The sequence below is a fragment of the Aureimonas frigidaquae genome (assembly GCF_001463905.1).
GTDB lineage: Bacteria > Pseudomonadota > Alphaproteobacteria > Rhizobiales > Rhizobiaceae > Aureimonas > Aureimonas frigidaquae.
On the sequence record NZ_BBWR01000015.1, the window covers coordinates 83,927 to 108,063 of the forward strand.

General features: G+C 68.3%; 26 protein-coding genes. 14 read left to right on the forward strand and 12 right to left on the reverse strand.

From position 1 onward, the window contains the following. Positions 1-34: 34 nt before the first annotated feature. Genes nadA through nadC form a run of 3 tightly spaced genes read left to right on the forward strand, consistent with a single transcriptional unit; the run spans position 35 to position 3,395 of the window. Positions 35-1,018 (forward strand): quinolinate synthase NadA, encoded by a 984-nt coding sequence (gene nadA / locus AUL30_RS14755; protein ID WP_062228662.1) that lies wholly within the window; start codon positions 35-37, stop codon positions 1,016-1,018. Continuing rightward, complete coding sequence (locus AUL30_RS14760; protein ID WP_062228663.1) at positions 1,015-2,511, forward strand: L-aspartate oxidase; 1,497 nt, start codon at positions 1,015-1,017, stop codon at positions 2,509-2,511. Before nadA ends, AUL30_RS14760 begins: the two co-directional genes overlap by 4 nt. A gap of 35 nt (positions 2,512-2,546) precedes the next feature. After that, a complete protein-coding gene (gene nadC / locus AUL30_RS14765; protein WP_062228664.1) occupies positions 2,547-3,395 on the forward strand; it encodes a carboxylating nicotinate-nucleotide diphosphorylase in 849 nt (282 codons plus the stop codon). On the opposite strand, the gene tdh is transcribed toward nadC, so the two are convergent. From tdh to AUL30_RS14810, 9 genes are all read right to left on the reverse strand, one after another. After that, complete coding sequence (gene tdh / locus AUL30_RS14770) at positions 3,383-4,432, reverse strand: L-threonine 3-dehydrogenase (protein ID WP_062228695.1); 1,050 nt, start codon at positions 4,430-4,432, stop codon at positions 3,383-3,385. The genes nadC and tdh overlap by 13 nt on opposite strands. Before the next feature lie 20 nt (positions 4,433-4,452). Beyond that, the gene (locus AUL30_RS14775; protein WP_062228665.1) at positions 4,453-5,655 is read right to left on the reverse strand and encodes a glycine C-acetyltransferase; all 1,203 of its coding nucleotides are present in this window, start codon (positions 5,653-5,655) and stop codon (positions 4,453-4,455) included. 73 nt (positions 5,656-5,728) lie between these two features. After that, positions 5,729-6,298, reverse strand: a complete 570-nt coding sequence (locus AUL30_RS14780; RefSeq protein WP_062228666.1) for a helix-turn-helix domain-containing protein — start codon at positions 6,296-6,298, stop codon at positions 5,729-5,731. Positions 6,299-6,416: 118 nt separating this feature from the next. Then, entirely contained in the window at positions 6,417-7,511 is a 1,095-nt protein-coding gene (locus AUL30_RS14785) for a siderophore-interacting protein (RefSeq protein ID WP_062228667.1), read from the reverse strand. Positions 7,512-7,589: 78 nt separating this feature from the next. Beyond that, entirely contained in the window at positions 7,590-8,171 is a 582-nt protein-coding gene (locus tag AUL30_RS14790; RefSeq protein ID WP_062228668.1) for an ATP-binding cassette domain-containing protein, read from the reverse strand. After that, a complete protein-coding gene (locus AUL30_RS14795) occupies positions 8,164-8,961 on the reverse strand; it encodes an ATP-binding cassette domain-containing protein (protein WP_062228669.1) in 798 nt (265 codons plus the stop codon). Before AUL30_RS14795 ends, AUL30_RS14790 begins: the two co-directional genes overlap by 8 nt. Continuing rightward, positions 8,958-9,797, reverse strand: coding sequence for an ABC transporter permease (locus tag AUL30_RS14800; protein ID WP_157070190.1), 840 nt, complete (start codon positions 9,795-9,797; stop codon positions 8,958-8,960). The genes AUL30_RS14795 and AUL30_RS14800 overlap by 4 nt, the downstream gene beginning before the upstream one ends. Next, the gene (locus tag AUL30_RS14805) at positions 9,794-10,783 is read right to left on the reverse strand and encodes an ABC transporter permease (RefSeq protein WP_244490848.1); all 990 of its coding nucleotides are present in this window, start codon (positions 10,781-10,783) and stop codon (positions 9,794-9,796) included. Before AUL30_RS14805 ends, AUL30_RS14800 begins: the two co-directional genes overlap by 4 nt. Beyond that, the gene (locus AUL30_RS14810; RefSeq protein WP_244490849.1) at positions 10,780-12,345 is read right to left on the reverse strand and encodes an ABC transporter substrate-binding protein; all 1,566 of its coding nucleotides are present in this window, start codon (positions 12,343-12,345) and stop codon (positions 10,780-10,782) included. The genes AUL30_RS14805 and AUL30_RS14810 overlap by 4 nt, the downstream gene beginning before the upstream one ends. A gap of 151 nt (positions 12,346-12,496) precedes the next feature. Between AUL30_RS14810 and nikR the strand changes: the two genes are divergently transcribed. The 8 genes from nikR (at position 12,497) to AUL30_RS14850 (ending at position 18,752) form a co-directional block, all read left to right on the forward strand. Further along, on the forward strand, positions 12,497-12,925 hold the full coding sequence (gene nikR, locus AUL30_RS14815) for a nickel-responsive transcriptional regulator NikR (RefSeq protein WP_062228671.1): 429 nt from the start codon (positions 12,497-12,499) through the stop codon (positions 12,923-12,925). Further along, positions 12,918-13,415 carry an NUDIX hydrolase gene (locus AUL30_RS14820; RefSeq protein ID WP_192843074.1) on the forward strand — a complete coding sequence of 166 codons (498 nt, stop codon included), beginning with the start codon at positions 12,918-12,920 and terminating at the stop codon, positions 13,413-13,415. The genes nikR and AUL30_RS14820 overlap by 8 nt, the downstream gene beginning before the upstream one ends. 112 nt (positions 13,416-13,527) lie before the next feature. Further along, positions 13,528-14,436, forward strand: coding sequence for a glycine betaine ABC transporter substrate-binding protein OsmF (gene osmF / locus AUL30_RS14825; protein ID WP_062228673.1), 909 nt, complete (start codon positions 13,528-13,530; stop codon positions 14,434-14,436). Positions 14,437-14,457: 21 nt separating this feature from the next. Then, positions 14,458-15,618 carry an ABC transporter permease gene (locus AUL30_RS14830; protein WP_062228674.1) on the forward strand — a complete coding sequence of 387 codons (1,161 nt, stop codon included), beginning with the start codon at positions 14,458-14,460 and terminating at the stop codon, positions 15,616-15,618. Further along, on the forward strand, positions 15,615-16,556 hold the full coding sequence (locus tag AUL30_RS14835; RefSeq protein WP_062228675.1) for an ABC transporter ATP-binding protein: 942 nt from the start codon (positions 15,615-15,617) through the stop codon (positions 16,554-16,556). The genes AUL30_RS14830 and AUL30_RS14835 overlap by 4 nt, the downstream gene beginning before the upstream one ends. After that, a complete protein-coding gene (locus AUL30_RS14840; RefSeq protein ID WP_062228676.1) occupies positions 16,553-17,308 on the forward strand; it encodes an ABC transporter permease in 756 nt (251 codons plus the stop codon). The genes AUL30_RS14835 and AUL30_RS14840 overlap by 4 nt, the downstream gene beginning before the upstream one ends. A 69-nt stretch (positions 17,309-17,377) precedes the next feature. Next, positions 17,378-18,370, forward strand: coding sequence for a UDP-glucose 4-epimerase GalE (gene galE, locus AUL30_RS14845; protein ID WP_062228677.1), 993 nt, complete (start codon positions 17,378-17,380; stop codon positions 18,368-18,370). A 64-nt stretch (positions 18,371-18,434) separates the two neighbouring features. After that, complete coding sequence (locus AUL30_RS14850) at positions 18,435-18,752, forward strand: hypothetical protein (RefSeq protein ID WP_062228678.1); 318 nt, start codon at positions 18,435-18,437, stop codon at positions 18,750-18,752. A gap of 15 nt (positions 18,753-18,767) precedes the next feature. Here AUL30_RS14850 and AUL30_RS14855 read toward each other — a convergent pair whose 3' ends face one another. Further along, entirely contained in the window at positions 18,768-19,172 is a 405-nt protein-coding gene (locus AUL30_RS14855; RefSeq protein ID WP_062228679.1) for a hypothetical protein, read from the reverse strand. 32 nt (positions 19,173-19,204) lie between these two features. Continuing rightward, positions 19,205-21,067 carry an ABC transporter transmembrane domain-containing protein gene (locus AUL30_RS14860; protein ID WP_062228698.1) on the reverse strand — a complete coding sequence of 621 codons (1,863 nt, stop codon included), beginning with the start codon at positions 21,065-21,067 and terminating at the stop codon, positions 19,205-19,207. A gap of 165 nt (positions 21,068-21,232) precedes the next feature. Between AUL30_RS14860 and rpmE the strand changes: the two genes are divergently transcribed. Further along, the gene (gene rpmE, locus AUL30_RS14865) at positions 21,233-21,454 is read left to right on the forward strand and encodes a 50S ribosomal protein L31 (protein WP_062228680.1); all 222 of its coding nucleotides are present in this window, start codon (positions 21,233-21,235) and stop codon (positions 21,452-21,454) included. Positions 21,455-21,558: 104 nt separating this feature from the next. Here the strand turns inward: rpmE and rcdA are convergent, their stop codons facing one another. Beyond that, on the reverse strand, positions 21,559-22,086 hold the full coding sequence (gene rcdA, locus AUL30_RS14870) for a protease adaptor protein RcdA (RefSeq protein WP_062228681.1): 528 nt from the start codon (positions 22,084-22,086) through the stop codon (positions 21,559-21,561). Between the two features lie 165 nt (positions 22,087-22,251). On the opposite strand from rcdA, the gene AUL30_RS14875 reads away from it, so the two are divergent. Continuing rightward, complete coding sequence (locus AUL30_RS14875; protein ID WP_062228682.1) at positions 22,252-23,244, forward strand: NAD(P)H-quinone oxidoreductase; 993 nt, start codon at positions 22,252-22,254, stop codon at positions 23,242-23,244. A 133-nt stretch (positions 23,245-23,377) separates the two neighbouring features. Next, positions 23,378-24,067, forward strand: a complete 690-nt coding sequence (locus AUL30_RS14880; protein ID WP_062228683.1) for a DUF1013 domain-containing protein — start codon at positions 23,378-23,380, stop codon at positions 24,065-24,067. Positions 24,068-24,137 lie beyond the last annotated feature (70 nt).

The following is a 24,137-nucleotide window of genomic DNA, read 5'->3' on the forward strand; positions in this document are numbered from 1 at the left end:
TATGCGTGACATATACTCACCGTGAGCATTACAAATGGCCCTCGATACAGCCCTCCTCGAACGAACCGCGCCCCTCTACGAGCGTGTCGCACGTGTCATTCCCCGGGTGGAGTGGCCGACCATGGCGGGCGATGTCGACGCCATCCTGCGCCTGAAGCGGGAGCGGAACGCCATCATCCTGGCGCATAACTACCAGTCGCCGGAAATTTTCCACTGCGTGGCCGACGTGGTGGGCGACAGCCTGGCGTTGGCGCGGCGTGCCATGGATGTCGATGCCGACGTCATCGTCCTGGCCGGCGTCCACTTCATGGCGGAAACGGCCAAGCTCCTGAACCCGTCCAAGACGGTGCTGATCCCCGACATGGGGGCAGGCTGCTCGCTCGCCGACAGCATCACCGCCGCCGATATCCGCCTTCTGCGCCAGCGCTACCCCGGCGTGCCGGTGATCACCTATGTCAACACCTCGGCGGACGTGAAGGCCGAGTCCGACATATGCTGCACCTCCGGCAATGCTCGCGCCGTGGTGGAATCGCTCGGCGTGCCGCGCGTCATCATGCTGCCGGACGAGTATCTGGCGCAGAACATCGCCCGGGAGACCTCGGTCGAGATCATCACCTGGGCCGGGCATTGCGAGGTGCATGAGCAATTCACGCCGCAGGACATTGCGCAATTGCGGGAAAGCCACCCCGGCATCGTGGTGCTTGCGCATCCGGAATGCCCGCCGGAGGTGGTCGAGGCGGCCGATTTCGCAGGGTCGACGGCGATGCTGTCCGACTATGTGGAACAGCGCAAGCCGCCGCGCGTCGTGCTACTGACGGAATGTTCGATGAGCGACAACGTGGCCGTCCACCATCCGGAGGTCGACTTCATCCGGCCGTGCAACCTGTGCCCGCACATGAAGCGCATCACGCTTGCAAACATCCGGCAAGCGCTGGAAACGGGCCGCCACGAGGTGACCGTCGACCCCGCCGTGGCGGAGCGCGCGCGGCTGGCCGTCGAGCGGATGCTGGCCGTATGACCGGCCGCTCCGTCATCGTGGGGGCCGGGATCGCCGGGGCGATGACGGCGCTCGCCCTGCAGGAGGATTGTGTCCTCGTCTGCGCGGGGGCGCTCGGTTCGCTGTCGTCGAGCCGGCTGGCGCAGGGCGGCGTGGCCGCCGCCATCGGCCCGGGCGACGACGCGGCCCAGCACCTGAACGATACGCTCGCGGCGGGCGACGGCCTGTGCGACGCAGCCGCCGCCGGCGCGATCCTGTCACAGGCCCCGGCCGCGGTGGCGCGGCTCGAAAGCCTCGGCGTCCGGTTCGACCGGGGGCCGGACGGCGCCCATGCACTGGGGCTGGAGGCGGCGCACGGGCAGAACCGTATCCTGCATGTCGCCGGTGATGGGACGGGCGCCGATATCATGCGCGCGCTGACACAGGCCCTGCGGCGCGCGGCGCATGTGACGATCATCGAGCATGCGGAGCTCGTACGCCTTCATGTGCGGGAGGGGCGGATCGCCGGCGTGCTGCTCCGGCGGCCTTCCGGCCCGCTCACCCTTGCGACCGGGCGCCTCGTTCTGGCGACGGGCGGCGTCGGCGGCCTGTTCCCGGCGACGACCAATCCGCTCGGCAATACCGGCCGTGGGCTGGCGCTGGCCGCCCGCGCCGGCGCGCTGATCCGCGATGCCGAGTTCGTCCAGTTCCATCCGACGGCGCTCGACTGCACGCTCGATCCCCTGCCGCTCGTCAGCGAGGCGGTGCGCGGCGAGGGCGCGGTGCTGATCGACGATGCCGGGATGCGCTTCATGTCCGGCATTGCGGGGCGCGAACTGGCCCCCCGGGATGTCGTGGCCCGCGCCATCCAGCGGCGTATCGCGGCCGGGGCGCGCGTGTTCCTGGATGCGCGCCCGGCGCTCGGCCGCCACTTCGCGACCCGCTTTCCCGGCATCGACGCCCTGTGCCGCGCGCAGGGGATCGACCCGGCACAAGAGCCGATCCCGGTGCGTCCGGCAGCCCATTACCATATGGGCGGGATCGCCGTGGATGCGGAAGGGCGCAGCAGCCTGCCGGGCCTCTGGGCCGTCGGCGAAGTCGCCGCGACGGGCCTGCACGGCGCCAACAGGCTGGCCAGCAACTCGCTCCTGGAAGGAGCGGTTTGCGGGCCCCGCGTGGCGGCCAGCCTGGAGCGGGCCGCGCGCGAGGCGCCCCCGGCGCCCGCCCACACGGAACTGCCGCCGCCCGATCCGGCCCTGCCGCAGGTGCGCGCCATTCTGGGGCGGGCGCTCATGCTGGAGCGCGAAGGCGGCGCGCTGGCAGGCGCGGTCCTGCACCTGCGCCGGCTTGCCCCGCGATCGGACGCCGCCGCCGCCGCGCTGATGATCGCCGCCGGCGCGCTGGCGCGGCGGGAAAGCCGTGGCGCCCACTGCCGGACGGATTACCCTGCCACCCTGCCGGCCGCCTCCACCCTGTCCACCTATGCGCAGGCCATGGGATCGGCCGAAGCCGATCCTCTGGCGCTGAGCGCCTGACGCTGCCTCCCTTCAAGACCGACGGAACACGATCCATGCTCGTTGCCCTGCCCGACCTGATGCTCGAACCCATCGTGCGCGCCACGCTCCTGGAGGATCTCGGCCGCGCCGGCGACATCACCACCGATGCCATCGTGCCCGCAGGGCACCGCACGCGGCTGCAACTCGTCGCACGCCAGGAGGGCATCGTGGCGGGCCTGGACCTTGCGCGCATTGCCTTCCGGCTGATGGATGCCGGCACCCTCATGGAGGTTCACCGGCCGGATGGAGGCCGCGTTGTGCCCGGCACGGCCATCGCCACGCTGGAGGGGCCGACACGCGGCCTTCTGACCGCCGAGCGCACGGCGCTGAACCTTCTGTGCCGCCTGTCCGGCATCGCCACGGCGACGGCCGGGCTGGTGGCGGCGGTGGCAGGCCATCGCGCGCAGATCGTCTGCACGCGCAAGACGACGCCGGGCCTGCGTGCGGTGGAAAAATATGCCGTGCGGGCCGGCGGCGGCGGCAATCACCGCTTCGGACTGGACGATGCCATCCTGATCAAGGACAACCATGTGGCCATTGCCGGCGGCATCCAGCCGGCCGTCGAGCGCGCCCGGCAGCATGCCGGCCACATGGTCAAGATCGAGGTCGAGGTGGATACGCTGGATCAGCTGCGCGCCGCCATGGCGCTCGGCGTCGATGCCGTGCTCCTCGACAATATGGCGCCGGCCATGCTGGCGGAAGGGGTGGCGATCGTCGGCGGCCGCGCCATCACCGAGGCATCGGGCCGGATCACCGCGGATACGGCCCCGGCCATCGCCGCGGCCGGGGTGGACCTGATCTCCTGCGGCTGGATCACCCATTCCGCGCCGATCCTGGATATCGGTTTCGACTACGCTGCCTGAGCCGGCCCCATCCTGGACCAGTCGAGGACGATCTTACCGCTTTCACCGCGCATCATGGTCTCGAAGGCCGTGCGATAATCGCCGGCATCCATGCGGTGGGTGATCACGCCGCGTATGTCGAGGCCGCTTTGCAGCATGGCGAGCATCTTGTGCCATGTCTCGAACATTTCGCGCCCGTAAACGCCTTTGATGGTCAGCATCTTGAAGACGACGCGCGTCCAGTCGACGGGGGCGGGCCGGGGCGGGATGCCGAGCATGGCGATCTTGCCGCCCATCAGGAGCTGATCCACCATCTGGTCGAAGGCTGCGGGCGCGCCGCTCATTTCGAAGCCGACGTCGAACCCTTCCTTGAGGCCGAGCCGCGCCTTCACCTCTGCCAGATCCTCCACCGCCACATTGACGGGCACCACGTCGGCGATACGGCCGGCGAGTTCCAGCCGCGACGGGTTCACATCGGTGATGACCACGTGGCGCGCGCCGACATGGCGCGCGACGGCCGCGCTCATGATGCCGATCGGCCCGGCACCGGTGATCAAGACGTCCTCCCCCACGAGGTCGAAGGACAGGGCCGTGTGCACGGCATTGCCCAGGGGATCGAGGATCGCGCCGAGCTCGTCGTCGATATCGTCCGGCAGGGGGACAACGTTGAAGGCCGGCAGCTTGAGATACTGCGCGAAGGCCCCCGGAATGTTGACGCCGACGCCCTTGGTTTCCGGGTCCAGATGGAACTTGCCGCCGCGCGCGGCGCGGCTCTTCATGCCGATGACATGGCCTTCGCCCGAGACGCGCTGCCCGACCGACAGGTTGCGCACTGCCGAACCGACCTCCACGATGCGGCCGGCATATTCATGGCCGGTGACCAGCGGCACGGGCACGGTCCGTCTGGCCCAGTCGTCCCAGGCATAGATGTGAATGTCCGTCCCGCAGATTCCCGTCTTGGCGACTTCGATCAGCACTTCGTCCGGGCCGATCTGCGGGATCGGCTGTTCCTCGAGCCAGAGCCCCGGCTCGCCACGGGATTTCACGAGGGCCTTCATGGTCGACATGGCGGTGTCCTTCAGACGAGGCGCAGCGCATGGCCGGCATCGGCGAATGCGTCTATGGCAAAATCGACATCCGCCTCGGTCAGCGCGGCGGACATCTGGGTGCGGATGCGCGCCTTGCCCTTCGGCACGACGGGGAAGAAGAAGCCGGCCACGAAGACACCGCGCGCATCGAGCGCGGCGGCCATGTCCTGCGCCTTGCGCGCATCGTGCAGCATGACGGGAATGATCGGCGTGCTTCCGGGCAGGAGTTCGAAGCCTGCCGCTTCCATCCCGGCGCGGAAGCGCTTCGTATGGGCGGCCAGGCGTGAGCGCCTGTCATCGGCCGCGCGGGCGATGGCAATGGCCTTGAGCGAGCCGGCGGCGACGGCCGGCGCCAGGCTGTTGGAAAAGAGATAGGGCCGCGCACGCTGGCGCAGAAGATCGATCACCGGCTGCGGCGCGGCGACGAAGCCGCCCATCGCCCCGCCCAGGCTCTTGCCGAGCGTTCCGGTGATGATCTGTACGCGGTCGCCCACGCCCGACAGGGTGGGCGTGCCGCGGCCCTCCTGGCCCAGATGCCCCGTGGCGTGGCAATCATCCACCATGACGAGGGCGCCGTAGCGTTCGGCCAGAGCGCAGATGGAGGGCAGGTCGGCAAGGTACCCGTCCATGGAGAAGACGCCGTCGGTGACGATCAGCTTGAACCGCGCCCCGGCGGCATCCGCCTCTTTCAGCCGGGTTTCCAATTCGTCCATATCGCCATTGGCGAAGCGGTAGCGCGCCGCCTTGCTGAGGCGCACGCCATCGATGATCGAGGCATGGTTGAGGGTGTCGGAAATGATGGCGTCTTCACCACCCAGAAGCGGCTCGAAGACGCCGCCATTGGCGTCGAAACAGGCGGCGAAGAGGATCGCGTCATCCGTGCCGAGATAGCGGGCGATCTCCTGCTCCAGGGCACGGTGCAGCGTCTGCGCGCCGCAGATGAAGCGCACCGAGGCCATGCCGAAGCCGAATTCGTCCAGCCCGGCGCGGGCGGCAGCCACGATGTCGGGGTGGTCGGCCAGGCCGAGATAGTTGTTGGCGCAGAGGTTGACCACCTGCCGTCGGCGCTCGCCCTCGGCGATCTCGATGCGCCCGCCCTGTGGCCCGGCGATCAGCCGTTCGCGCTTGTAGAGCCCATCATCCTCGATCTGGGCCAGCGTCTCCTGCAGATGCTCGAAAAACCGGGCGGTCATGACGCCTCCTTGCCAAATCCATTATGCTGGAAATTACAGTATAATGGACAAATCGCAATGGGGCGGTGCGCCCCTAACGATAGAGCAACACCATGAGGGCGCGTGCGGTTTCACCGCCGGCATTGCGGATCGCATGGGGAATGTCCGCCTTGTAGCGGGCGGTTTCGCCCGCCTCCAGCATGCGGGACGCGCCGCCGCTCGTCACTTCCAGGCCGGATGTCAGGGCCGTCAGATGCTCGAAGGCGCCGGCGGCATGGGCGGCACTGTCGAGCCGGCCGCCGGGGGCGATCTCCACCTCGTACCATTCGGTCAGTCCCGCCAACCGGGGCGGCGACAGGATGCGCAGGCGGCAGGTTCCGTCCGGGCTGCGGATTTCCGGCGTGTTGTGGCGGCTGACGACATCGATGGCCGGCACGTCCATGGTGGGGGTGCGCGCACCGCCGATCAGCTCGGAAAAGTCGATCTGTAGGGCGCGGGTCAGGCTCCAGAGGACGGCGAAGGTCGGGTTGGCGGCGCCGCGTTCGATCTGCGACAGCATGGAGCGCGATACGCCGGACAGGGTGGCAAGCTGTTCCAGCGACAGGCCGCGCGCCTTGCGCTCGCGCTGGAGGATGGGCCCGATGCGCGGTGTCGTCTCCGACATCAGGGCCGGCTCCGCAGGGATCGGGCGCGTCCTTCAGTTCCGGGGTGCGGCGGCGTCATTCAGGGCTCCTCGTCCGTACCGGCATCTTATAGGACGTGCCGGGCCGGGCGGGAAAGCGTCAATCCGGCTCGCGCGTGCCCTTGCGCGCGGCGTCGCCCGCCAATCCGCGCCGCCAATAGGTCGCCACCATGTGCCTGTCCTTCGGGTGGGCGAGCGTCTGGCGCATATGGCGACGCATGGCCCGGAACGCCGAAAACTCGCCCGCCGCCCAGACATAGCGCTGCGGGGAAATGCCATCGCGCGTTTGCGCCATCAGCGCATCGGCCAGGAGCGTCGTGGTTCCGGCTTCAGCGCCGTTGCGGTGGAGGTAGGTGATCTGCGCCTGCGCGCGGGTCGACAGGATCTGTTCCTCGGCCGGGCCATCGACCTCGATATAGGCCGTCGCGCGGGTCTGCGGGGGCGCGGCCTCCAGAATACGGGCAATGGCCGGCAAGGCGGTCTCGTCGCCCAGAAGCAGAAGATCGTCGCATTCCGGCAGGAAGCCGCCACCGGGGCCGACCATGCCGACGACATCGCCGGGCCGTGCGGCCAGTGCGAAATCGGACCCCGGCGCCGCCTCGACGCCCGGATGGACCACCATGTCGATCTCGACCGTCTGGGCGGCAAGGTCGATCGACCGGATCGTGTAGACCCGCAGGATGAACTGATCGTCCCCCTGCGGCCAGACCGGTATCCCGTCCTCTGCCATGACCGGCCAGACCGGTGCGCGGCCCTGGGGCGGGAAGGCCAGACGGACATGCAGCCCGCCCGTGGCGAAGCGGGCCAGATCCTGGCCGCAGAGCGTGATGCGCTGCATATGCGGCGTCAGCCGCCGGCTCTCCCGGACCTGCATGGCCCGGAAGAAGGGCGGGGCGACACCGACCGCGCCATCGCCCTGCCACCGCACGGCAAGCGGGGGCTCGGGTGCGAACTCGCGCAGATGGCTGGTGACGCCCATCTTCATATAGGCAAGGCCCGTTTCGTCGACCGATTCCGCCTCGATGTGCAAGCGCCCGTCGCGCAGCCGGAAATGCGCCTCACCGAAGCTGACCACGATCCGCGCCGCATCGTCCGTCTGGCTGACGGCGCCATGCTCGGCATAGTGGCTGCACAAGGCGGCGAGGAGCCGGTTCGGCTCGGCGACGTCGACGATGGATTGCGCGCGCAGGACCATGGGTGCCTTCCTTTCTGGTCGGTCAGCGCTATTAAATTTGATTGTAATAGTCAAGTTATCAGACGCTGCGCATGCCGGTCACAGGCGGTGGACGCGATCGGCGATGCAGGCCAGCAGAGGCTCGTCATGGCTGATCGCCAGGATGCCGAGCCTGCGCGTGCGCGCCAGCCCTGTGACGACGCGCCAGAGCGCCGCCTGCGACAGGGGGTCCAGCGCGGCGGTGATCTCGTCGAGGACGAGGTAATGGACGCCCGGGGCCAGTGCCCGCGCCAGGGCGATCCGCGCCTGCTGCCCGCCGGACAGCATGTGCGGCAGGCGGTCGTGCCAGCTTTGGTCGATGCCGAGGGCGGCCAGAAGCGCCGCATCCGGCGCGAAGGCTTCCGTCAGGATACGCCCGACCCGCCAGCGCGGGTTCATGGATTGCGCCGGATCCTGCGCCACATATTGCACCGGATGCGGGCCGCGCTTGCGTTCCGGGGCCGGGCGAACGGTGCCGGCCTGCGGCGCGAGCCGGCCGGCCAGGATCAGGCCGAGTGTGGTCTTGCCGACGCCCGACGGGCCGGCGAGGCCGACGATCTCTCCGCGACCGACCGACAGATCGACACGGTCGAGGAGCCTGCGACCGCCGCGCGTGGCCGCAATGCCCTGCGCCTCAAGCATGCGGCGCCTCCTGCATCCCCTGTTCCGGCAGGGCCCGAAAGAGCGCATGGGCATAGGCGCTGGCAGGGTCGGCGCCGCCTGTGCGCACGCCATGACCATCCGTCAGGCCGAGCATGCGGCCATGGCGCATGAGGGCGATGGGGCCGGCGCAGCGCAAAGCGAGCGGCAGATCGTGGGTGACGACGATGACGGCGACCCCATCCCTGGTGATGCGCGCCAGATCATCGGCCACGCGCGCGGCATTGGCGCTGTCGAGACCGGCCGTCGGCTCATCGACGAGGAGGAGACGCGGCCTGCCCACCGTGGCGAGGGACAGAAGGACGCGCCGCGCCATGCCACCAGACAGCTGGTGGGGGAACAGGTCGGCCGTCCCGGCCGGCAAGGCGAAGCGGTCGAAGCTGCGGGCGACCGCGTCCCGCACCGCGCCGCGCGGCAGGCCGGCACGCCGTGCGGCCCAAGTGATCTGCCGCCCGATGCTGGCCGTCGGATCGAGATGCGACAGGGATTGCGGCGCAAAGCCGATCATGCGCCCGCAGGCCGCCCGCAACTGCGCATCGGTCGCGGGCTGCCCGTCCAGGCGGATCGTTCCGTGGCGCCGGGCGCCGGGGGGCAGAAGGCCCATCAACGCCAGAAGCAACACGCTTTTGCCGGCGCCCGACTCGCCGAGAACCGCGAGGATTTGGCCGGGTGACACGGTAAAGCGGACATGCTGCAGCGTCGGCATGCGCCGCATGCGGAAGCCACCTGCCGGCAGGACAAGATCGACGCAAAGGCCCTGCACCTCCATCATGCGGCATGCCCGGCATGGCGGTTGCCGGCTAGACGCCCGAAGGCGGCGCCGATCCGCGCGATCAGGGCAACGGCGAGGACCAGGACGAGGCCCGGAAAAAGCCCGAGCCACCAATGGCCGGCGCTGATCGATTGCATCGCCTCGGCCAGGAGAATGCCGATGGCGGGGCGGGTCGGCTCCAGGCCGAAGCCGAGAAAGGTCATCCCCGCCTCGTGCAGGACGGCGTGCGGCATCAGGAGGAGCGTGCCGACGCCGAGCTGTGGCAGAAGATGCGGGGTGAGGTGCGTCGCCGCCACCTGCAGCCGCGAGCGGCCGAAAGCGCGTGCCGTGGCAACATAGTCCGATGCCAGGACCTGCGCGATCTCGAGCCGCAGAAGCCGCGTCAGGCGCGGCCAGTGCGACAGGGCGATGGCCGCGACGACGGCATCCGCGCCGCCGCCGAAGGCAAAGGACAGGAGGATCAAAAGGACGAGATGCGGCAGGCTGAGCACCGCATCCGTCAGGAAGGAGACGAGGCGGCCGGCAAGCCCGGACAGGCTGGCCGCCATGGCGAGGGCCAGCGCCACAGCGGCGGACAGGGCGGCGGCGATCAGCCCGATGCGCAGGCTGAGGCCGAGCCCCGCCAGGCTGCGGGTGAGCATGTCGCGGCCGAGGGAATCCGTTCCGAACGGGTGTTGCCACATGGGTGGCTGGAAGCGGGCCGCAAAATCCACCGGCACGCTGGGCGGCGTGGCAAGCGCTGCCGCTGCCAGCACCACCAGGAGGAAAGCCGCCACCACGGCGCGCCGCAGGCCGGGCGCGGCGAAGGTGGCCGACCTGTCCTGCGCCCCCGTCACGCCATGGCCTCCAGGCGCGGATCGAGCCGCCGGGCCAGAAACCGGGCGATGGCGCCGCCGGAGGCGACGATGGCCGCCGTCAGCAGCGTCAGCGCCAGAAGCAGCGGCACGTCCTGCCGAAGGCCGGCTTCCACCAGCGCCCGGCCGATCCCCGGATAGGCGAAGACCTGTTCCGCGAGCATGGCGCCGCCGATGATCTCTCCGATGGAGGCGAAGAGAAGCGCCAGGCCCGGCAGGGCCGCATTGCGCATGACGTGCCGGCGCACGATGTCGAGTGTGCCGGCGCCTTGCGCACGGGCCAGAAGCACATAGTCGCAAGCCAGGATATCCAGCGCCTTGCTGCGCGTATGCAGGCCGATCTGCGCCACGCCGAAGGCCGTCAGGACGGCGAGCGGCAGGACGAGGTGGTGGATGCGCTCGCCCATCGTGACCGCATCGGGCGCAACGCCGATGGGGCCTGCGCAGCACAGCGGCGCCCATCCGAGCTCCACCGAAAAGACCGTCAGCGCCAGCATGCCGAGCCAGAATGTCGGCGTGGATGCCAGAAGAAAGAACCAGCCCGTCAGGAGCCGGTCCGGCCATCTGTCCCGATGCAGCGCGGCCAGGATGCCGAGGCCGAAGCCGAGGCACCCGGACAGGAGCCAGGCCATGCCCGTCAGCGCCAGGCTCGGCCCGATACGGGCGCGGATGACCTCCGCCACCGGTGCGTTATAGGTGATGCTGAAGCCCAGATTGCCCGATGCAAGATTGCCGGCCCAGGCCAGGAATTGCACCGGCCACGGCCGGTCGAGCCCCCAGGCCGCCGCGATGGCGGCCTTCTGCTCCACGCCGACGCGCGCCATGGCCGGTCCGAGATAGGCATCCACCGGATCGATGGGGGACAGGCGCAGGAGAAGAAAGGCGGATGCGGCGACGAAGGCCAGGAGGGCGATGGTCCGGCCGAGGCCGAAGCCCAGGGCCGCCCACCCGGCTGCGCGTGTAATCACGGGCAGGTCCAGCGCCACTGCGACAGGCCTGCGGTGATCGGCCAGCCATGGCCGTGCGGCTCGATCTGCGTTCGGCCCAGATCGAGGCAGGACCGCACGAAATAGACATGCTTGAGATTGACGAGCCAGGCATAGGCGACATCGCCCCGGGCATCATAGCCGGTCGTGCCGTCGAAGGCAGCGGCGCGCCAGGCGGGGTAGGACTCGTCCAGGCTGGCGGCGGACTGGGCCGCGTCCAGATGCGCGTCGACGCTCGGATTGGCGTAGTAGGTCGGGTTCATGTAGCCGTTGCCGGCCAGGGAGGAATGGTAAAGGCTGTAGACCTCGAAGGGGGAATGGCTGCCGAAGCCGAAGACCACGGGTTCGGCGTGCATGACCTGGCGTATGGCACTCCAGGAACCGCCCTTGGGCGTGAGCTGGATGCCCAGCGGCTGCAACATGGCCGAGACGGCTTCTGCCAGGACCTGGCGTGTCCGGTCGCCGGCCGGGTAATTCAGGGGGAGGGATGCGCGCACGCCCGCGCGGCTGCGCACGCCATCGTCCCCCATGCGCCAGCCGGCTTCGTCCAGTAGCGCGGCTGCGGCCTGCGGGTCGGCCTTGCGCGCTCGCGCATCAGCACCCCAGGGCAGGCCGTCGGCCGGGCCGAAGGCCGGCGTGCCCTGGCCGCCCAGTGCCACAGTGACGAGCGCGTCGCGGTTCACCGCCAGATCGATGGCGCGGCGCAAGGCAAGATCGGCAGTCACGTCGTTGCCGATCGGCCGCCCTGCGCCATCCTGTCGGCCGGCCGGGATGGTCGGCAGGCTAATGCCCCGGTTGTCGACCGTCTGGACGGCCGTGCGGACATAGCCGTCCGGTACGCGTTCGGCCAGAAGCCCGGGAACCGCCACGATGTCGGCCGCCCCGGCGCGCGCTGCCGCAAGCGCCCCGTCCTCTCCGGTGAAAAGGAAGGTGATCCTGTCGAATTGCGGGGCGGCGCCGTAATAGAGCGGGTTGCGCTCGACGATGAGCTGCTCGCCCTCCTGCCAGGAAACCAGGCGGTAGGGCCCCGAGCCGATGGGCATGCGGGCATAGCCGGGCCCGTAGGACGCCGCCGGGACGATGCCGAGCGTATGGAAGAACTCCGTGAAGGTAATGGCGGGCCGCTTCAGCCGGAAGAGGATCGTGCGGTCGTCCAGCGCCTGGGCGCTGTCGAGGGCCGACAGGTCCAGCGCACCCGCCGCATCCTTCGCCTTCGTGAAGGTGAAGGCGACATCCTGCGCCGTCAGCGGCGAGCCGTCCGAGAAGCGGGCATCCGTCCGGATGCGCACGGTCCATTCGAGGCGATCGGACGACAGGGTCGCGCTTTGCGCAAGGTCCGGCTGGCTCTGCAGATCGGCATCGCGCACCATGAGCGTCGATTGAAACAGGGGGTGGCCGTAGGAACCCCAGCCCATCAGGGAATCGTAGCCCGTTTCCGGCTCACCCCCAATCGCCAGCACCAAAGCGCGCCCGGCCGCCTCTTCTGCCCGAGCCGGCGCCGCGCCCGCGGCGGCAAGCAGCAGGAAGATTGCAAACCAACTCAAAATTCTGCGAACACGCATCGGAAAGGGCCTAAATTGAATGGGGGTTCAACCGAATCACATGCGACGATATGGCTGCGAGAGTATGACGTCCAGACTAAAACATCATACTTCCCCGGTCTGCATGGGTTCGTCCGGATGGCGGGGATAGGCGATGCAGCGGGTTACCGTGACACTGGACGACGCGTTGATGCGCGAGCTCGACCGCATCATCGCCCAGCGCAATTACCAGAACCGGTCGGAAGCCGTCCGCGATCTGGTGCGGGCGGGCCTGCGCGATGCGGCCGTGGAGGAACATGCCGGCGGACAGTGCATGGCAGCGCTCGTCTATACCTATGACCACAGCGCGCGCGATCTTTCGCGGCGACTGACAAACGCCCATCACGATCATCATGAATTGTCGCTCGCCAGCCTGCACGTTCACCTGGACCATGATTCCTGTTTGGAGGTGTCCGTGCTGAAGGGGGAGATCGAAACGGTGCGCCACTTCGCCGAACATGTGATCGCCGAGCGCAGCGTGCGCCACGGGGAACTCGTCATCATTCCGGAGCGTCCGCCGGATGGAGCCGATGCCGATGGCTGACAAGAAGGCCAGGAAACGCCCGAACAAGGACGTCCGCCAGCAGGTGGCCGCGCTTCCGCTGCGCATCGACGAAGACGACAATCTGCGTGTCCTGCTCATCACCTCGCGGGAGACGCAGCGCTGGGTGCTGCCCAAGGGCAATCTGATGCGTGGCAAGACGCCCGCCCGCGCGGCGGCGATCGAGGCGCTGGAAGAAGCCGGTGTGGTGGGCAAGATCTACAAGAAGCCCTACGATACGTTTCAATACTGGAAGCGCGGGCGCAAGGCGTTCATCTTCGCGGATGTCACCGTGTTCCTGCTGGTCGTCACCGGTATGCGCGCGACCTGGAAGGAGCAGAACCAGCGGCGCATGGTCTGGGTCACGCCCGCGCAGGCCGCCGTCATGGTGGTGGAGCCGAGCCTCCAGGCCCTGTTGCAGAATCTGGAGCTGGACGACGCCACGCAGCGCCTGGTGCGCAAGCACCTGCAGGCGGCAGACGAGGACGCATGAGGCGTCGGCCACTGCCTTTTTGCGTTTGGCGGTGCGCGCGCGCATTTCCTTCCCGATCTTGATACCTAAGTCTTCACGAAAGCGTCGAGCGCAGGAAGAAGGGCTTACAACCATGCGTCAATTCGTGATGGCCGCCGCCGTGGCGGCGTTCCTGGCAGGTCCAGCCCTTGCCGCCCCCGTGGTCGTATCCTCCAAGATCGATACGGAAGGCGGCGTGCTCGGCAATATGATCCTTCTGGCGCTGCAGAATGGCGGTATCGAGACGACGGATCGCATCCAGCTCGGCGGCACGCCCATCGTGCGGCAGGCGATCATCGCCGGAGAGATCGACATCTACCCCGAATATACGGGCAATGCGGCGTTCTTCTTCAACGAGGCGTCGCAGACCGACACCTGGAACGACGCCGCCAAGGCCTATGAGGCGGCCCGCACGCTGGATCTGGAGGCCAACAAGATCGTCTGGCTTACGCCGGCGCCGGCCAACAACACCTGGGGCATCGCGGTGACCGGGCCGCTCGCACAGGAGCACGATCTGTCGACGCTGTCGCAGTTCGGCGCCTATGTCGCAGGCGGGGGCGACATCAAACTGGCCGCGTCGGCGGAGTTCGTGAACAGCGCGGCAGCCTTGCCCGCCTTCCAGAGCGCCTACGGCTTCACCCTGTCGCCGGATCAGCTCCTTACCTTGTCGGGCGGGGATACGGCGGCGACCATCGCCGCGGCCGCGCAGGGCACGAACGGTGTGAACGCCGCCATGGTCTACGGCACGGATGGCGGCATTTCCGCGGCTGGGCTGAAGGTCCTGGAGGACGATAAGTCCGTCCAGCCGGTCTACCAGCCTGCGCCCATCATCCGGCAGGCCGTGCTGGAGGCCAATCCGCAGATCCAGGAGATCCTGGCGCCGGTCTTTAAGTCCCTGGACCTCGCCACGCTGCAGGAGCTGAATGGCAGGGTGCAGCTCGGCGGAGAGCCCGCACGGGCCGTCGCGCAGGAGTATCTGACGGGCAAGGGCCTTCTGAAGTAGGGCTCGGCCGCAGGAGGCGAGATGCCGCGACTGGACAGGCTGGGCGTACTGATCGCCGGGCTGGTGGGGGTGGCGCTGCTGGCGCTGCCCTTTGCCGTGTTCCGGGCCAACCGGATCGTCGCCGGAGAGGGCGTTTCGCTGGCCGATGCCCTGGCGCTGCCGGCCTTCCTGGCCGCCGGCACGGTCCTGTGCGCGGCCGCGCTGATCGGCCTCCTGCGCACGCCGGCCGTGCCGCGCCTTCTGGCAGCTTTGGCCGCGCTTCTGGCCATCGCGCTGTCGATCGGCATGGTGCCCGATCATCTCGTCGCGCCGGGCAATGCCTATGCGCGCGTATCGCCATCCTCGGGCTTCTGGCTGCTCCTCTTCGCTTTCGGCCTCATGGCGACCGACGCCCTGACACGGCTGCGGCCGCCTCCCGTGGCGCGCATCGCCATTCTGGCGGCGGCGATCGGCTGCCTGGCGCTCATCCTCTGGTCGGGCCGATGGGACGGGCTTTCCCTCATGCGCGAATATGACAGCCGGGCCGACAGCTTCTGGCGGGAGCTCGGCCGGCATCTGGTGCTGGCGCTCGGCTCGCTCGCCGCATCGGTGGTGATCGGCGTGCCGCTCGGCATCGCCTGCCACCGGGTGGCGCGCCTGCGCACGCCCATCCTGTCGAGCCTCAACATCGTGCAGACCATCCCCTCCATCGCACTGTTCGGCCTGCTCATCGCGCCGCTCGGTTGGCTGGCAGCCAACGTGCCTCTGGCGGCGGCGCTCGGCATACGCGGGATCGGGGTGGCGCCGGCCTTCGTGGCGCTGTTCCTCTATTCACTGCTGCCCGTCGTCGCCAATACGGTGGTGGGGCTCGCCAGCATCCCGCCCGAGGCCGACGATGCGGCGCGCGGGGTGGGCATGACGGACCGCCAGCGCCTCCTGTCGGTCGAGCTGCCCTTGGCCTTTCCGGTTATACTGACGGGCATCCGGATCGTCCTCGTCCAGAATATCGGCCTGGCGACCATCGCCGCCCTGATCGGCGGCGGCGGGCTCGGCGTCTTCGTCTTTCAGGGGATCGGGCAGACGGCCATGGACCTGGTCCTTCTGGGCGCCCTGCCGACCGTGATCCTGGCCTTCAGCGCCGCCGTCATTCTGGATGCCGCGGTGGAGGCATCCAGCCATCGAACAACCGGAGAACGGGCATGATCGAGATTTCAGGCCTAACCAAGCTCTATGGCGACAACGCCGTCGTGAACGATGTGAGCTTCACCGTGGAGCCACGCAGCGTGACGGCCATCGTCGGGACCTCCGGCTCCGGCAAGACGACACTGATGCGCATGATCAACCGCATGACGGAGCCGACCCATGGCCGGATCCTGATCGACGGGCAGGACAATCGAAGCCTGCCGGCGCACGAATTGCGCCGGCGCATCGGCTATGTGATCCAGAATCACGGTCTCTTCCCGCACCGCACCGTCGCCGAGAATATCGCCACCGTGCCAGGCCTTCTTGGCTGGGATCGCGAGCGGATCGAAGCGCGGGTGCGTGAACTCCTGTCCCTCTTCCAGCTCGATCCGGCGCAATACGGGCCACGCTATCCGCACGAATTGTCCGGCGGCCAGCAGCAGCGCGTTGGCGTGGCGCGGGCGCTGGCGGCCGAGCCGAACATCCTCCTGATGGACGAGCCTTTCGGGGCCCTCGACCCGATCATCCGCGCCAAGGCACAGGCCGATCTCCTGGATATCCAGAAGCGCTTCGGGACGACGATCATCTTCGTCACGCACGATATGGAGGAGGCGATCCATATGGGCGACCGGATCGCCGTCATGGATGATGGGCGGCTCCTTCAATACGACACGCCCGCGCAGATTCTCGCCCGTCCGGCCACGCCCTTTGTCGAGGAGTTGATCGGCGCCTCCGAGCGGCCCTTCCGCTTCCTGTCGCTCGGCAAGGTCGCGGACATGGTGGAAGAGGGTTCGGCGGCCGGCACGCCCATCGCTTCGGCGACGAGCCGGCGCGATGCTCTGGCCGAACTCCTCTGGTCCGGCCGCGAGGCCGCGCCCGTCATCGCGGAGCGGGGCGGGGCCGCGCTCGGCATCGTGCGGCGTGCGCGGCTGATCGCGGAGGCGGCACGCCCCGCATGAGGCTGTCCGCCGCCCTGGTCCTGCGTCTGGCGCTCGCCGGCCTGCTCGTCGCCTTCCTGACGATGCCGCAGCGCTTCGCGCCGCTGCTGCGGCCGCTGACGCAGAACGACGCGCCGGCCATCTATGCGCAGGGCGACCTTCTGGGGCTGACGCTCCAACACCTTCAGACCGTGGCCATCGCGACGGCGGCGGCGACGCTGGTCGCGGTTCTTCTGGCCATCCTGGTTACGCGGCCGGGCGGCCGGGATTTTCTTCCCCTGTCGCGCAGTGTGGTCAATGTCGGCCAGACCTTTCCGCCCGTCGCCGTGCTGGCCCTGGCCGTGCCGGCCGTTGGCTTCGGCGAGGCGCCGACACTGATCGCCCTGTTCCTCTATGGCCTCCTGCCGATCTTCGAAAACACCATGACCGGGCTGACGACCCTGCCGCCGGCGGTCATGGAGGCGGCCCGTGGCACGGGAATGACCAACGCCCAAAGGTTGTGGCGTGTCGAGCTGCCGCTGGCGCTGCCCGTCATCCTGGCGGGTATCCGCCTGTCGGCCATCATCGGCCTCGCCACCGCCACGATCGGCTCCACCGTGGCCGCGAGGACACTGGGAGAGGTCATCATTGCGGGGCTTTTGTCCAACAATCTGGCCTATATCGTGCAGGGCGGTCTTATCGTCGCCGTCCTTGCGGTCCTCATTTCCGATGCCTTCGGAACCGCCGAGCGTTTTGCCGCCCGCCGCGCCGGGCAGGGTGGCCGCAAGGGTTGAGGGCCGGCTTCCTCCCGCCTCGAAATCGGCGTAAGACACGGTTTGTTTGCAGCGCAACATGGAGGGGTCATGAGCGTTCTCGTTACCGGCGGAGCCGGCTATATCGGCAGTCATATGGTGCTGGGCCTGATCGACCGGGGCGAAGAGGTCATCGTCCTGGACAATCTGTCGACGGGCCACGCTTTCTGCGTTTCGCCGCATGCGCACCTCGTGGAAGGCGATATCGGCGATACGGCGCTGGTGGAACGGCTGATCGGCGAGCATAAGATCGACGCCATCGCGCATTTCGCGGCCTCGCTCCTGGTGGGGGAATCGGTCCGCGAGCCGCTCCTCTATTATGCCAACAACACCGCCCGCACGCGGGACCTGATCGAGGTTGCCGTGCGAGCCGGCGTGCCGCATTTCATCTTTTCCTCGACCGCAGCCGTCTACGGCATGGCGGGGCAGGAGCCGGTACGTGAGGATGCGCGGCTTAACCCCATGTCGCCCTATGGCCGGTCCAAGCTGATGAGCGAGATCATGCTGGAGGATGCGTCGAGCGCTCATGGGCTCGGCTACGCGGCGCTGCGCTATTTCAACGTCGCGGGAGCCGATCCGCAGGGGCGCTCGGGCGAGTCGACGTTCAACTCCACCCATCTCGTCAAGATCGCCGTCGAGACCGTCCTGAACAAGCGGCCTGGCATGCAGATCTTCGGAACGGACTATCCGACCCCCGACGGCACCGCCATCCGCGACTATATCCACGTGTCCGACCTTATCGACGCGCATATCGCCGCGCTCGACCATCTGCGCGCCGGCAAGGGCAATCTGACGGCCAATGTCGGCTATGGACGCGGCTTCTCGGTGCGCGAGGTGCTGGACGTCGTCCAGTCGACGACCGGCCTGCCGTTGAACGTGACCGAAGGGCCGCGCCGCGCCGGCGATCCGCCCAGCATCGTGGCCGATTCCGACCATCTGCGGCAGATGACCGGCTGGACGCCCCGTTATGACGACCTGCCGCTGATCGCCACCCATGCCTTCGAATGGGAAAAGCATTTGAGCCGGCGCAACCACCAGGGCTGATCGGGTGGGAACGCCCGGCCAGCCTGCCCCGTTCTCTCGGCATGTGGACCGAGGGAGGCTGGACATGCCCCGTGGTGACAAGTCGAAATACACCGACAAGCAGGAACGCAAGGCCGAGCATATCGCCGAAGGCTACGAAGACCGTGGCCTGAGCGAGAAGGAGGCCGAACGGCGCGCCTGGGCCACCGTCAACAAGGATGATGGCGGTGGCAAGAAGCCCGGCGGCTCCGGCCGCGGCACGCAAACGGGCCATCCGGCGGCGCATAAGGGTGGCAAGAGCGGGGGCAAGGCCAGCGCCTCGCGCACGGCCGAGGAGCGATCCGCCTCTGCCCGCAAGGCCGCGGCCACCCGCAAGCGCAACGCGGAGAAGAAGGCCTCCTGATGCGGCCGAGACCCGTCAGGAACCGCCGTCCGACAGGATGCGCGGCTGCGTGCCGCCCTCCGGCCGGAAACCGCCGGCGATGTTCAGCCCGTCCATGACGAAGACCTCGCAGCCGGGGCAGGCCTGTTCCTCGCGCGGGGAGGGGGTGACGCGGCGGAAGTAGCACATGGCCTTGGCGGCGATCGGCGTGCCGTAAATATTCGCGGCCTCGAAGGCGATCGTCATCGTATAGGCGGTGGAAGCGGTGTCGCGCTGCTCATCGACCGCCATGCGCTGATAGCTGTTCGGATTCTGGATCGCTCCGAGCACGGCGGCTTCACAGCGACGGACGGCCACGGAATCCTCGTCCGCCACGGCGCTGGCCGGGGTGAGGAGCGTCGTGATCAGGCCGAGATGGAGCAAGAAGCTGCGTGCCGTCATAGGCTTCCATTTGAAGTCGCGTCGGCGCGATCCTATCCAAGACTACGGCATTCAGACGGCACGGCGGCAATTCCCGCGTCCGGCGCGGGGCGAAGCGGCTCGCGGAACTGCATGCGGGCCAGTTCCGCATAGAGGCCGCCCCGTTCGATCAGCTCGCCATGATGGCCTTCCTCGACGATCCGCCCGGCCGACAGGACGAGGATCCGGTCCGCCTTCATGACGGTCGCCAGGCGATGGGCGATGACGAGGGTGGTCCGGTCCTTCATCAGCCGTTCCAGCCCGGCCTGCACGGCTGTCTCGCTTTGCGAGTCGAGGGCGGAGGTCGCCTCGTCCAGAAGCAGGACGGGCGCATCGCGCAGAATGGCCCGCGCGATGGCGAGGCGCTGGCGCTGGCCGCCGGACAGCGTGACCCCGCGCTCGCCGACCAGCGTGTCGTAGCCATCGGGCAAGGCGCGGACGAAACCGTCGGCATGGGCGGCCTGCGCAGCGGCCAGGACCTCGTCCCGCGTGGCGCTTGGGCTGCCGAAGGCGATGTTGTCCGCAACACTGGCGGCAAAGGCCGCCACATCCTGCGGGACGAGGGCCAGCCGCCGCCGCAGGGCGGACAGTTGCGCATGCGATATGTCGACGCCGTCCAGGGTGATGCGGCCGGCCGTCGGGTCGTAGAAGCGCTCCATGAGCGCAAACAGCGTCGACTTGCCGGCGCCGGAGGGGCCGACGATCGCCACCGTCTCGCCCGGGCGGACGGTGAAGCTGACATTCGACAGGGTGGGCAAGCCGGCCATGGGATAGGCGAAGGACACGTTCTCGAAGGTCAGCGCGCCGCGCGGCGGCTCGGGCAGGGCCAGCGGCTGCGCAACGTCGCGCACCGTGGGCTCCTCCGCCATCAGCTCGGTCAGCCGTTCGGTGGCGCCGGCCGCCAGGGCAAGATCGCCCCAGACTTCGGACAACTGCCCAAGCGAACTGGCCGCAAAAACCGCATAGAGCAGGAATTGTCCGAGCGTTCCGGCGGACATGGCGCCGGTGATCACCTGCTGCGAGCCGATCCACAGGACCACGACGATGGAGGTGAAGACCAGGAAGATCGCAAAGGCCGTCAGGAAGGCGCGGGCGCGGATGGAGGCGCGTGCTGCCTCGAAGGCATCGTCCACCGCCTGTCCGTAGCGCCCGGTGGCGTGCGATTCTCCCGTGAAGGCCTGCACGGTGCGCATGGCCCCGATCGCCTCCGTCGCGTAGGCGCTGGCGGTTGCCAGCGTGTCCTGTGCCGCGCGCGAGCGCTTGCGCACCGACCGGCCGATGGCGATGAGCGGAATGACGATGATGGGGATGACCGCGATGACGATGGCCGACAGCGCCGGTGCCGTGATGACCATCATCACCAGCGATCCTGTCACCAGGATCGCATTGCGCAGTGCCAGGGAAGCGGTGGAGCCGACGGCGGATTTGACCTGCGTCGTATCGGCAGTCAGCCGCGATACGATCTCTCCCGACATGGTCCGGTCGTAGAAATCCTGCGACAGGCGGGTGACGCGGGAGAACACGTCCTTGCGCAGTTCCGCCACGATGCGCTCGCCCAGCGTGACCACGAAATAATAGCGCCCGGCGCTGGCAACGGCCAGAACCGCGGCCAGCACCGTCAACATGGCGAAATAAGTATCGACGAAGCGCGTGTCGGGCGATTCGAAGCCGAGGTCGAGGACGCGGCGGACCGCCAGGGGCAGGGACAGGGTCGTCACGGAGGCGAGCAGCAGAAAGACGATCGCCCCCGCCACCAGGCGGCGATGCCGCGCGAAATAGGGGAGGAGGTTGCGCAAGGGGCCAAGATCGCGCCGGCGCTTTGCGGTTGCGGCCGCGGAACCCGGCGCACCGACGTCTCCGGCATCTGTTTGCGCCACGGTCAACTCTCCCTCTGCCTGCCCTTGTGCCATATGGGCCGCTGATGTATAGGCTCACCCTCGAATTTGGAAGCTTTTGCGCGCATGGGTTCCCCGCAAGCCGAGTCTCGGCCGCCCGGGTCCGGTCCGGTGCGGCGCGTGGCCGACGCTGAAGGATCAGGAAACATGAGAGCCAACATTCATCCGGACTACCACACCATCACCGTCGTGATGACCAACGGGACCGAGTATCAGACCCGTTCGACCTGGGGCAAGGAAGGCGACAAGCTGAACCTCGACATCGACCCCAGCAGCCACCCGGCCTGGACCGGCGGCAACCAGCAGCTCATGGACCGCGGTGGCCGCGTGTCGCGCTTCAAGAAGCGCTACGAAGGCCTCGGCATCTGATCTTTGCCGCAGGGCAGCAGTTACGAAAAACCCGGCCTCGCGCCGGGTTTTTTATTGGCTACTACGGCGCGCCTGCGCAGACCCCCGGAAGGGTGGCGGGGCACTCAGAAGGAGAAGGCCGTCCGCAGAAGATCGATCTGTTCGGCCACGGCGTTGCGGGCCGGCTGATCCTGCAGGGACGCGGCCGGCGAAAGATCGCGATCCAGCCGACGAACCCGCCCCTCCAGCCGATCGGTCCGTTCGACAAGGTCGACGAAGCGGGGTGGAAGCTCGGCATAGCTGCGCGAATCCATGGATGCCGACCCGCCTTCCAGGCGCACCTTGGCCTTTTCGGCGGCCACCTGTTCGGCTGTCATCTCGCCCTGAATGGCGGCGCGCTGGAGCAGCAGCCAGGAGGCCAGATGCATGAGCCGCGTCGTCAGGCGCATCGACTCCGCGGCGTAGAGCGTCGCGGCCGACTTGCCGAGCGCCTCGGCGGCATCGCGGCCTTCGCCGTCCAGATAGGTCGCCGTTTCGTCGACGAGGTCCATCCCCTCGCGGAAGAGGGCCTGGAACGAATGTCCCTGGGCATGCCGCTCCGCCAGCCGGACCAGGCCTGTGGCGGTGCGTTCGTCGGTGAAGCCTGTGTTCATGGATCGGAAAACGGCAAACTCGAGTTCAGGTTGCAGGGCGCGACGGAATCGCTGCGTCCGGTCGAAGGTGGAAAGTGCGTCCGGACGGGCCGCAAGGCAACCGGGGACTGGTCGGTTGGTTAATTCCCGTTAAGCTTCTGTGGAAAAGCAGGAAAGGTTGGTCCGATGAAGATCGTCATGATCCGGCAGTTCGGGGGTCCGGAAGGGCTCGTGGTCGAGGACAGGCCGCGCCTGATCCCGGGCGAGGGCGACGTGTCCATCGCCGTGCATGCCGCCGGCGTGAACCGGCCCGACGTCCTGCAGCGGCTCGGGCATTACCCGCCGCCGGCAGGTGCGCCGGATTGGCCGGGCCTGGAAGTGGCGGGCACCGTGGATGCGGTGGGTTCGGCAGTGACCAACGTGCGCGTCGGCGACCGCGTCATGGCGCTGCTTTCGGGCGGGGGCTATGCCGAGCAGGCCCTGGCGCCGGCCGGCAGTGTGCTGCCCGTGCCCGCCAATCTGTCGATGGTGGAAGCGGCGGCCATTCCGGAGACCTTCTTCACCGTCTGGCACAATGTGATCGAGCGCGGCCGGCTCATGGCCGGCGAAACGCTCCTCGTCCATGGCGGTGCGTCGGGCATCGGCACCGTGGCGATCCAGCTGGCCCGGGCGCGTGGCGCGCGGGTCCTGGCCACCGCCGGAACGGCCGAAAAGTGCCGCCGGCTGCTGGAACTGGGTGCGGACGGCGCCGTCAACTATCGGGAAGAGGATTTCGTCGAGGCGGTGATGGGCGCGACAGGTGGCGCCGGCGCAGATGTGATCCTGGACATGGTCGGCGGCGATTATCTGGAGCGCAACATGCGCTGCGTGGCCGAGGACGGGCGCATCGTGCAGATCGCGCATCTGCGCGGCAAGACGGCACAGCTCGATATCAACCGCCTGATGGTGCGCAGGATCACCGTCACGGGCTCGACGCTGCGGGCGCGGGACGCGTCGGTCAAGGCGGCCATCGCCGATGCGATCCGCGCGCATGTCCTGCCGCTTGTCGAGGTTGGCCAGATGCGGCCGATCATCGACGTGGTCTTCCCGCTGGAACAGGCCGCAGAGGCGCACCGGGCCATGGACGAGGATCATTTCGGCAAGGTGGTGCTGGTGACGGCGGCCGGGCAGGCGGGCTGAGGGCCATGCCGGATTTTGGCGCGCGCTTCCTTGCGGAGCGCGGAGCCAGTCCCTATACTCGCCGCGAATTCCCGACATGTGGCTCAAGTCCACGGCCCGTTCCAAGGAGCGGGCGAACAGGAGACCTTTATTCATGGCTCAGCAGCTTCTGATGCCCAAGGCGACGGCGGTCTGGCTTGTCGACAACACCGCTCTGTCTTTCGACCAGATCGCCGAGTTCTGCAAAATGCATCCGCTCGAGATCAAGGCGATTGCCGACGGCGAGTCCGCCCAGGGTATCAAGGGGCTGGATCCGGTCATCACGGGCCAACTCTCGCGCGAGGAGATCAAGCGCGCCGAGGAGGATTCCAATTACCGGCTGAAGCTCGCGCCGCCCAAGGTCCGCGTTCCGGAATCCAAGCGCAAGGGGCCGCGCTACACGCCGGTCTCCAAGCGTCAGGACCGCCCGAACGCCATTCTGTGGCTGGTCCGCAATCATCCCGAACTCAAGGATGCACAGATTTCGCGCCTGGTCGGCACGACCAAGCACACGATCGAGCAGATCCGCGAGCGGACCCACTGGAACTCCGCGAGCCTGCAGCCGATGGACCCGGTGACGCTGGGCCTGTGCTCGCAGATCGATCTGGACCTCGAGGTCGAGAAGGCGTCGCGCGGGCTTCCGCGCCCGGAACAGGCCGAGGAAGAGCGCCTGCTCGCCGCCGCGCAGACCCAGAATTACGACGACCGCTCGAACAAGAGCGAGGAACTCGACGCGGCGGCCGTCTTCGCCAAGCTCAGCTCCATGCGCAATGCGCCCAAGGACGACGAAGACGACGCCTATTGATGGCTGTCTGAACGGCCGCGGCTCCGCCGGCATGATACTGACGCGACCCCGCCGATACCGGCGGGGGTTT

Bases quoted from the DNA above. Each gene is read 5' to 3' on its own strand.
- galE (WP_062228677.1), top strand. From the start codon at position 17,378: ATGAGCGTTCTCGTTACCGGCGGAGCCGGCTATATCGGCAGTCATATG.
- AUL30_RS14785 (WP_062228667.1), bottom strand. From the start codon at position 7,511: ATGGTCCTGCGCGCGCAATCCATCGTCGACGTCGCCGAGCCGAACCGG.
- AUL30_RS14880 (WP_062228683.1), top strand. From the start codon at position 23,378: ATGGCTCAGCAGCTTCTGATGCCCAAGGCGACGGCGGTCTGGCTTGTC.
- AUL30_RS14790 (WP_062228668.1), bottom strand. From the start codon at position 8,171: ATGCTTGAGGCGCAGGGCATTGCGGCCACGCGCGGCGGTCGCAGGCTC.
- rpmE (WP_062228680.1), top strand. From the start codon at position 21,233: ATGAGAGCCAACATTCATCCGGACTACCACACCATCACCGTCGTGATG.
- AUL30_RS14820 (WP_192843074.1), top strand. From the start codon at position 12,918: ATGGCTGACAAGAAGGCCAGGAAACGCCCGAACAAGGACGTCCGCCAG.
- AUL30_RS14760 (WP_062228663.1), top strand. From the start codon at position 1,015: ATGACCGGCCGCTCCGTCATCGTGGGGGCCGGGATCGCCGGGGCGATG.
- tdh (WP_062228695.1), bottom strand. From the start codon at position 4,432: ATGAAGGCCCTCGTGAAATCCCGTGGCGAGCCGGGGCTCTGGCTCGAG.
- rcdA (WP_062228681.1), bottom strand. From the start codon at position 22,086: ATGAACACAGGCTTCACCGACGAACGCACCGCCACAGGCCTGGTCCGG.
- AUL30_RS14830 (WP_062228674.1), top strand. From the start codon at position 14,458: ATGCCGCGACTGGACAGGCTGGGCGTACTGATCGCCGGGCTGGTGGGG.
- AUL30_RS14840 (WP_062228676.1), top strand. From the start codon at position 16,553: ATGAGGCTGTCCGCCGCCCTGGTCCTGCGTCTGGCGCTCGCCGGCCTG.
- nadC (WP_062228664.1), top strand. From the start codon at position 2,547: ATGCTCGTTGCCCTGCCCGACCTGATGCTCGAACCCATCGTGCGCGCC.
- nikR (WP_062228671.1), top strand. From the start codon at position 12,497: ATGCAGCGGGTTACCGTGACACTGGACGACGCGTTGATGCGCGAGCTC.
- nadA (WP_062228662.1), top strand. From the start codon at position 35: ATGGCCCTCGATACAGCCCTCCTCGAACGAACCGCGCCCCTCTACGAG.
- AUL30_RS14775 (WP_062228665.1), bottom strand. From the start codon at position 5,655: ATGACCGCCCGGTTTTTCGAGCATCTGCAGGAGACGCTGGCCCAGATC.
- AUL30_RS14780 (WP_062228666.1), bottom strand. From the start codon at position 6,298: ATGTCGGAGACGACACCGCGCATCGGGCCCATCCTCCAGCGCGAGCGC.
- AUL30_RS14875 (WP_062228682.1), top strand. From the start codon at position 22,252: ATGAAGATCGTCATGATCCGGCAGTTCGGGGGTCCGGAAGGGCTCGTG.
- AUL30_RS14855 (WP_062228679.1), bottom strand. From the start codon at position 19,172: ATGACGGCACGCAGCTTCTTGCTCCATCTCGGCCTGATCACGACGCTC.
- AUL30_RS14850 (WP_062228678.1), top strand. From the start codon at position 18,435: ATGCCCCGTGGTGACAAGTCGAAATACACCGACAAGCAGGAACGCAAG.
- AUL30_RS14795 (WP_062228669.1), bottom strand. From the start codon at position 8,961: ATGATGGAGGTGCAGGGCCTTTGCGTCGATCTTGTCCTGCCGGCAGGT.
- osmF (WP_062228673.1), top strand. From the start codon at position 13,528: ATGCGTCAATTCGTGATGGCCGCCGCCGTGGCGGCGTTCCTGGCAGGT.
- AUL30_RS14835 (WP_062228675.1), top strand. From the start codon at position 15,615: ATGATCGAGATTTCAGGCCTAACCAAGCTCTATGGCGACAACGCCGTC.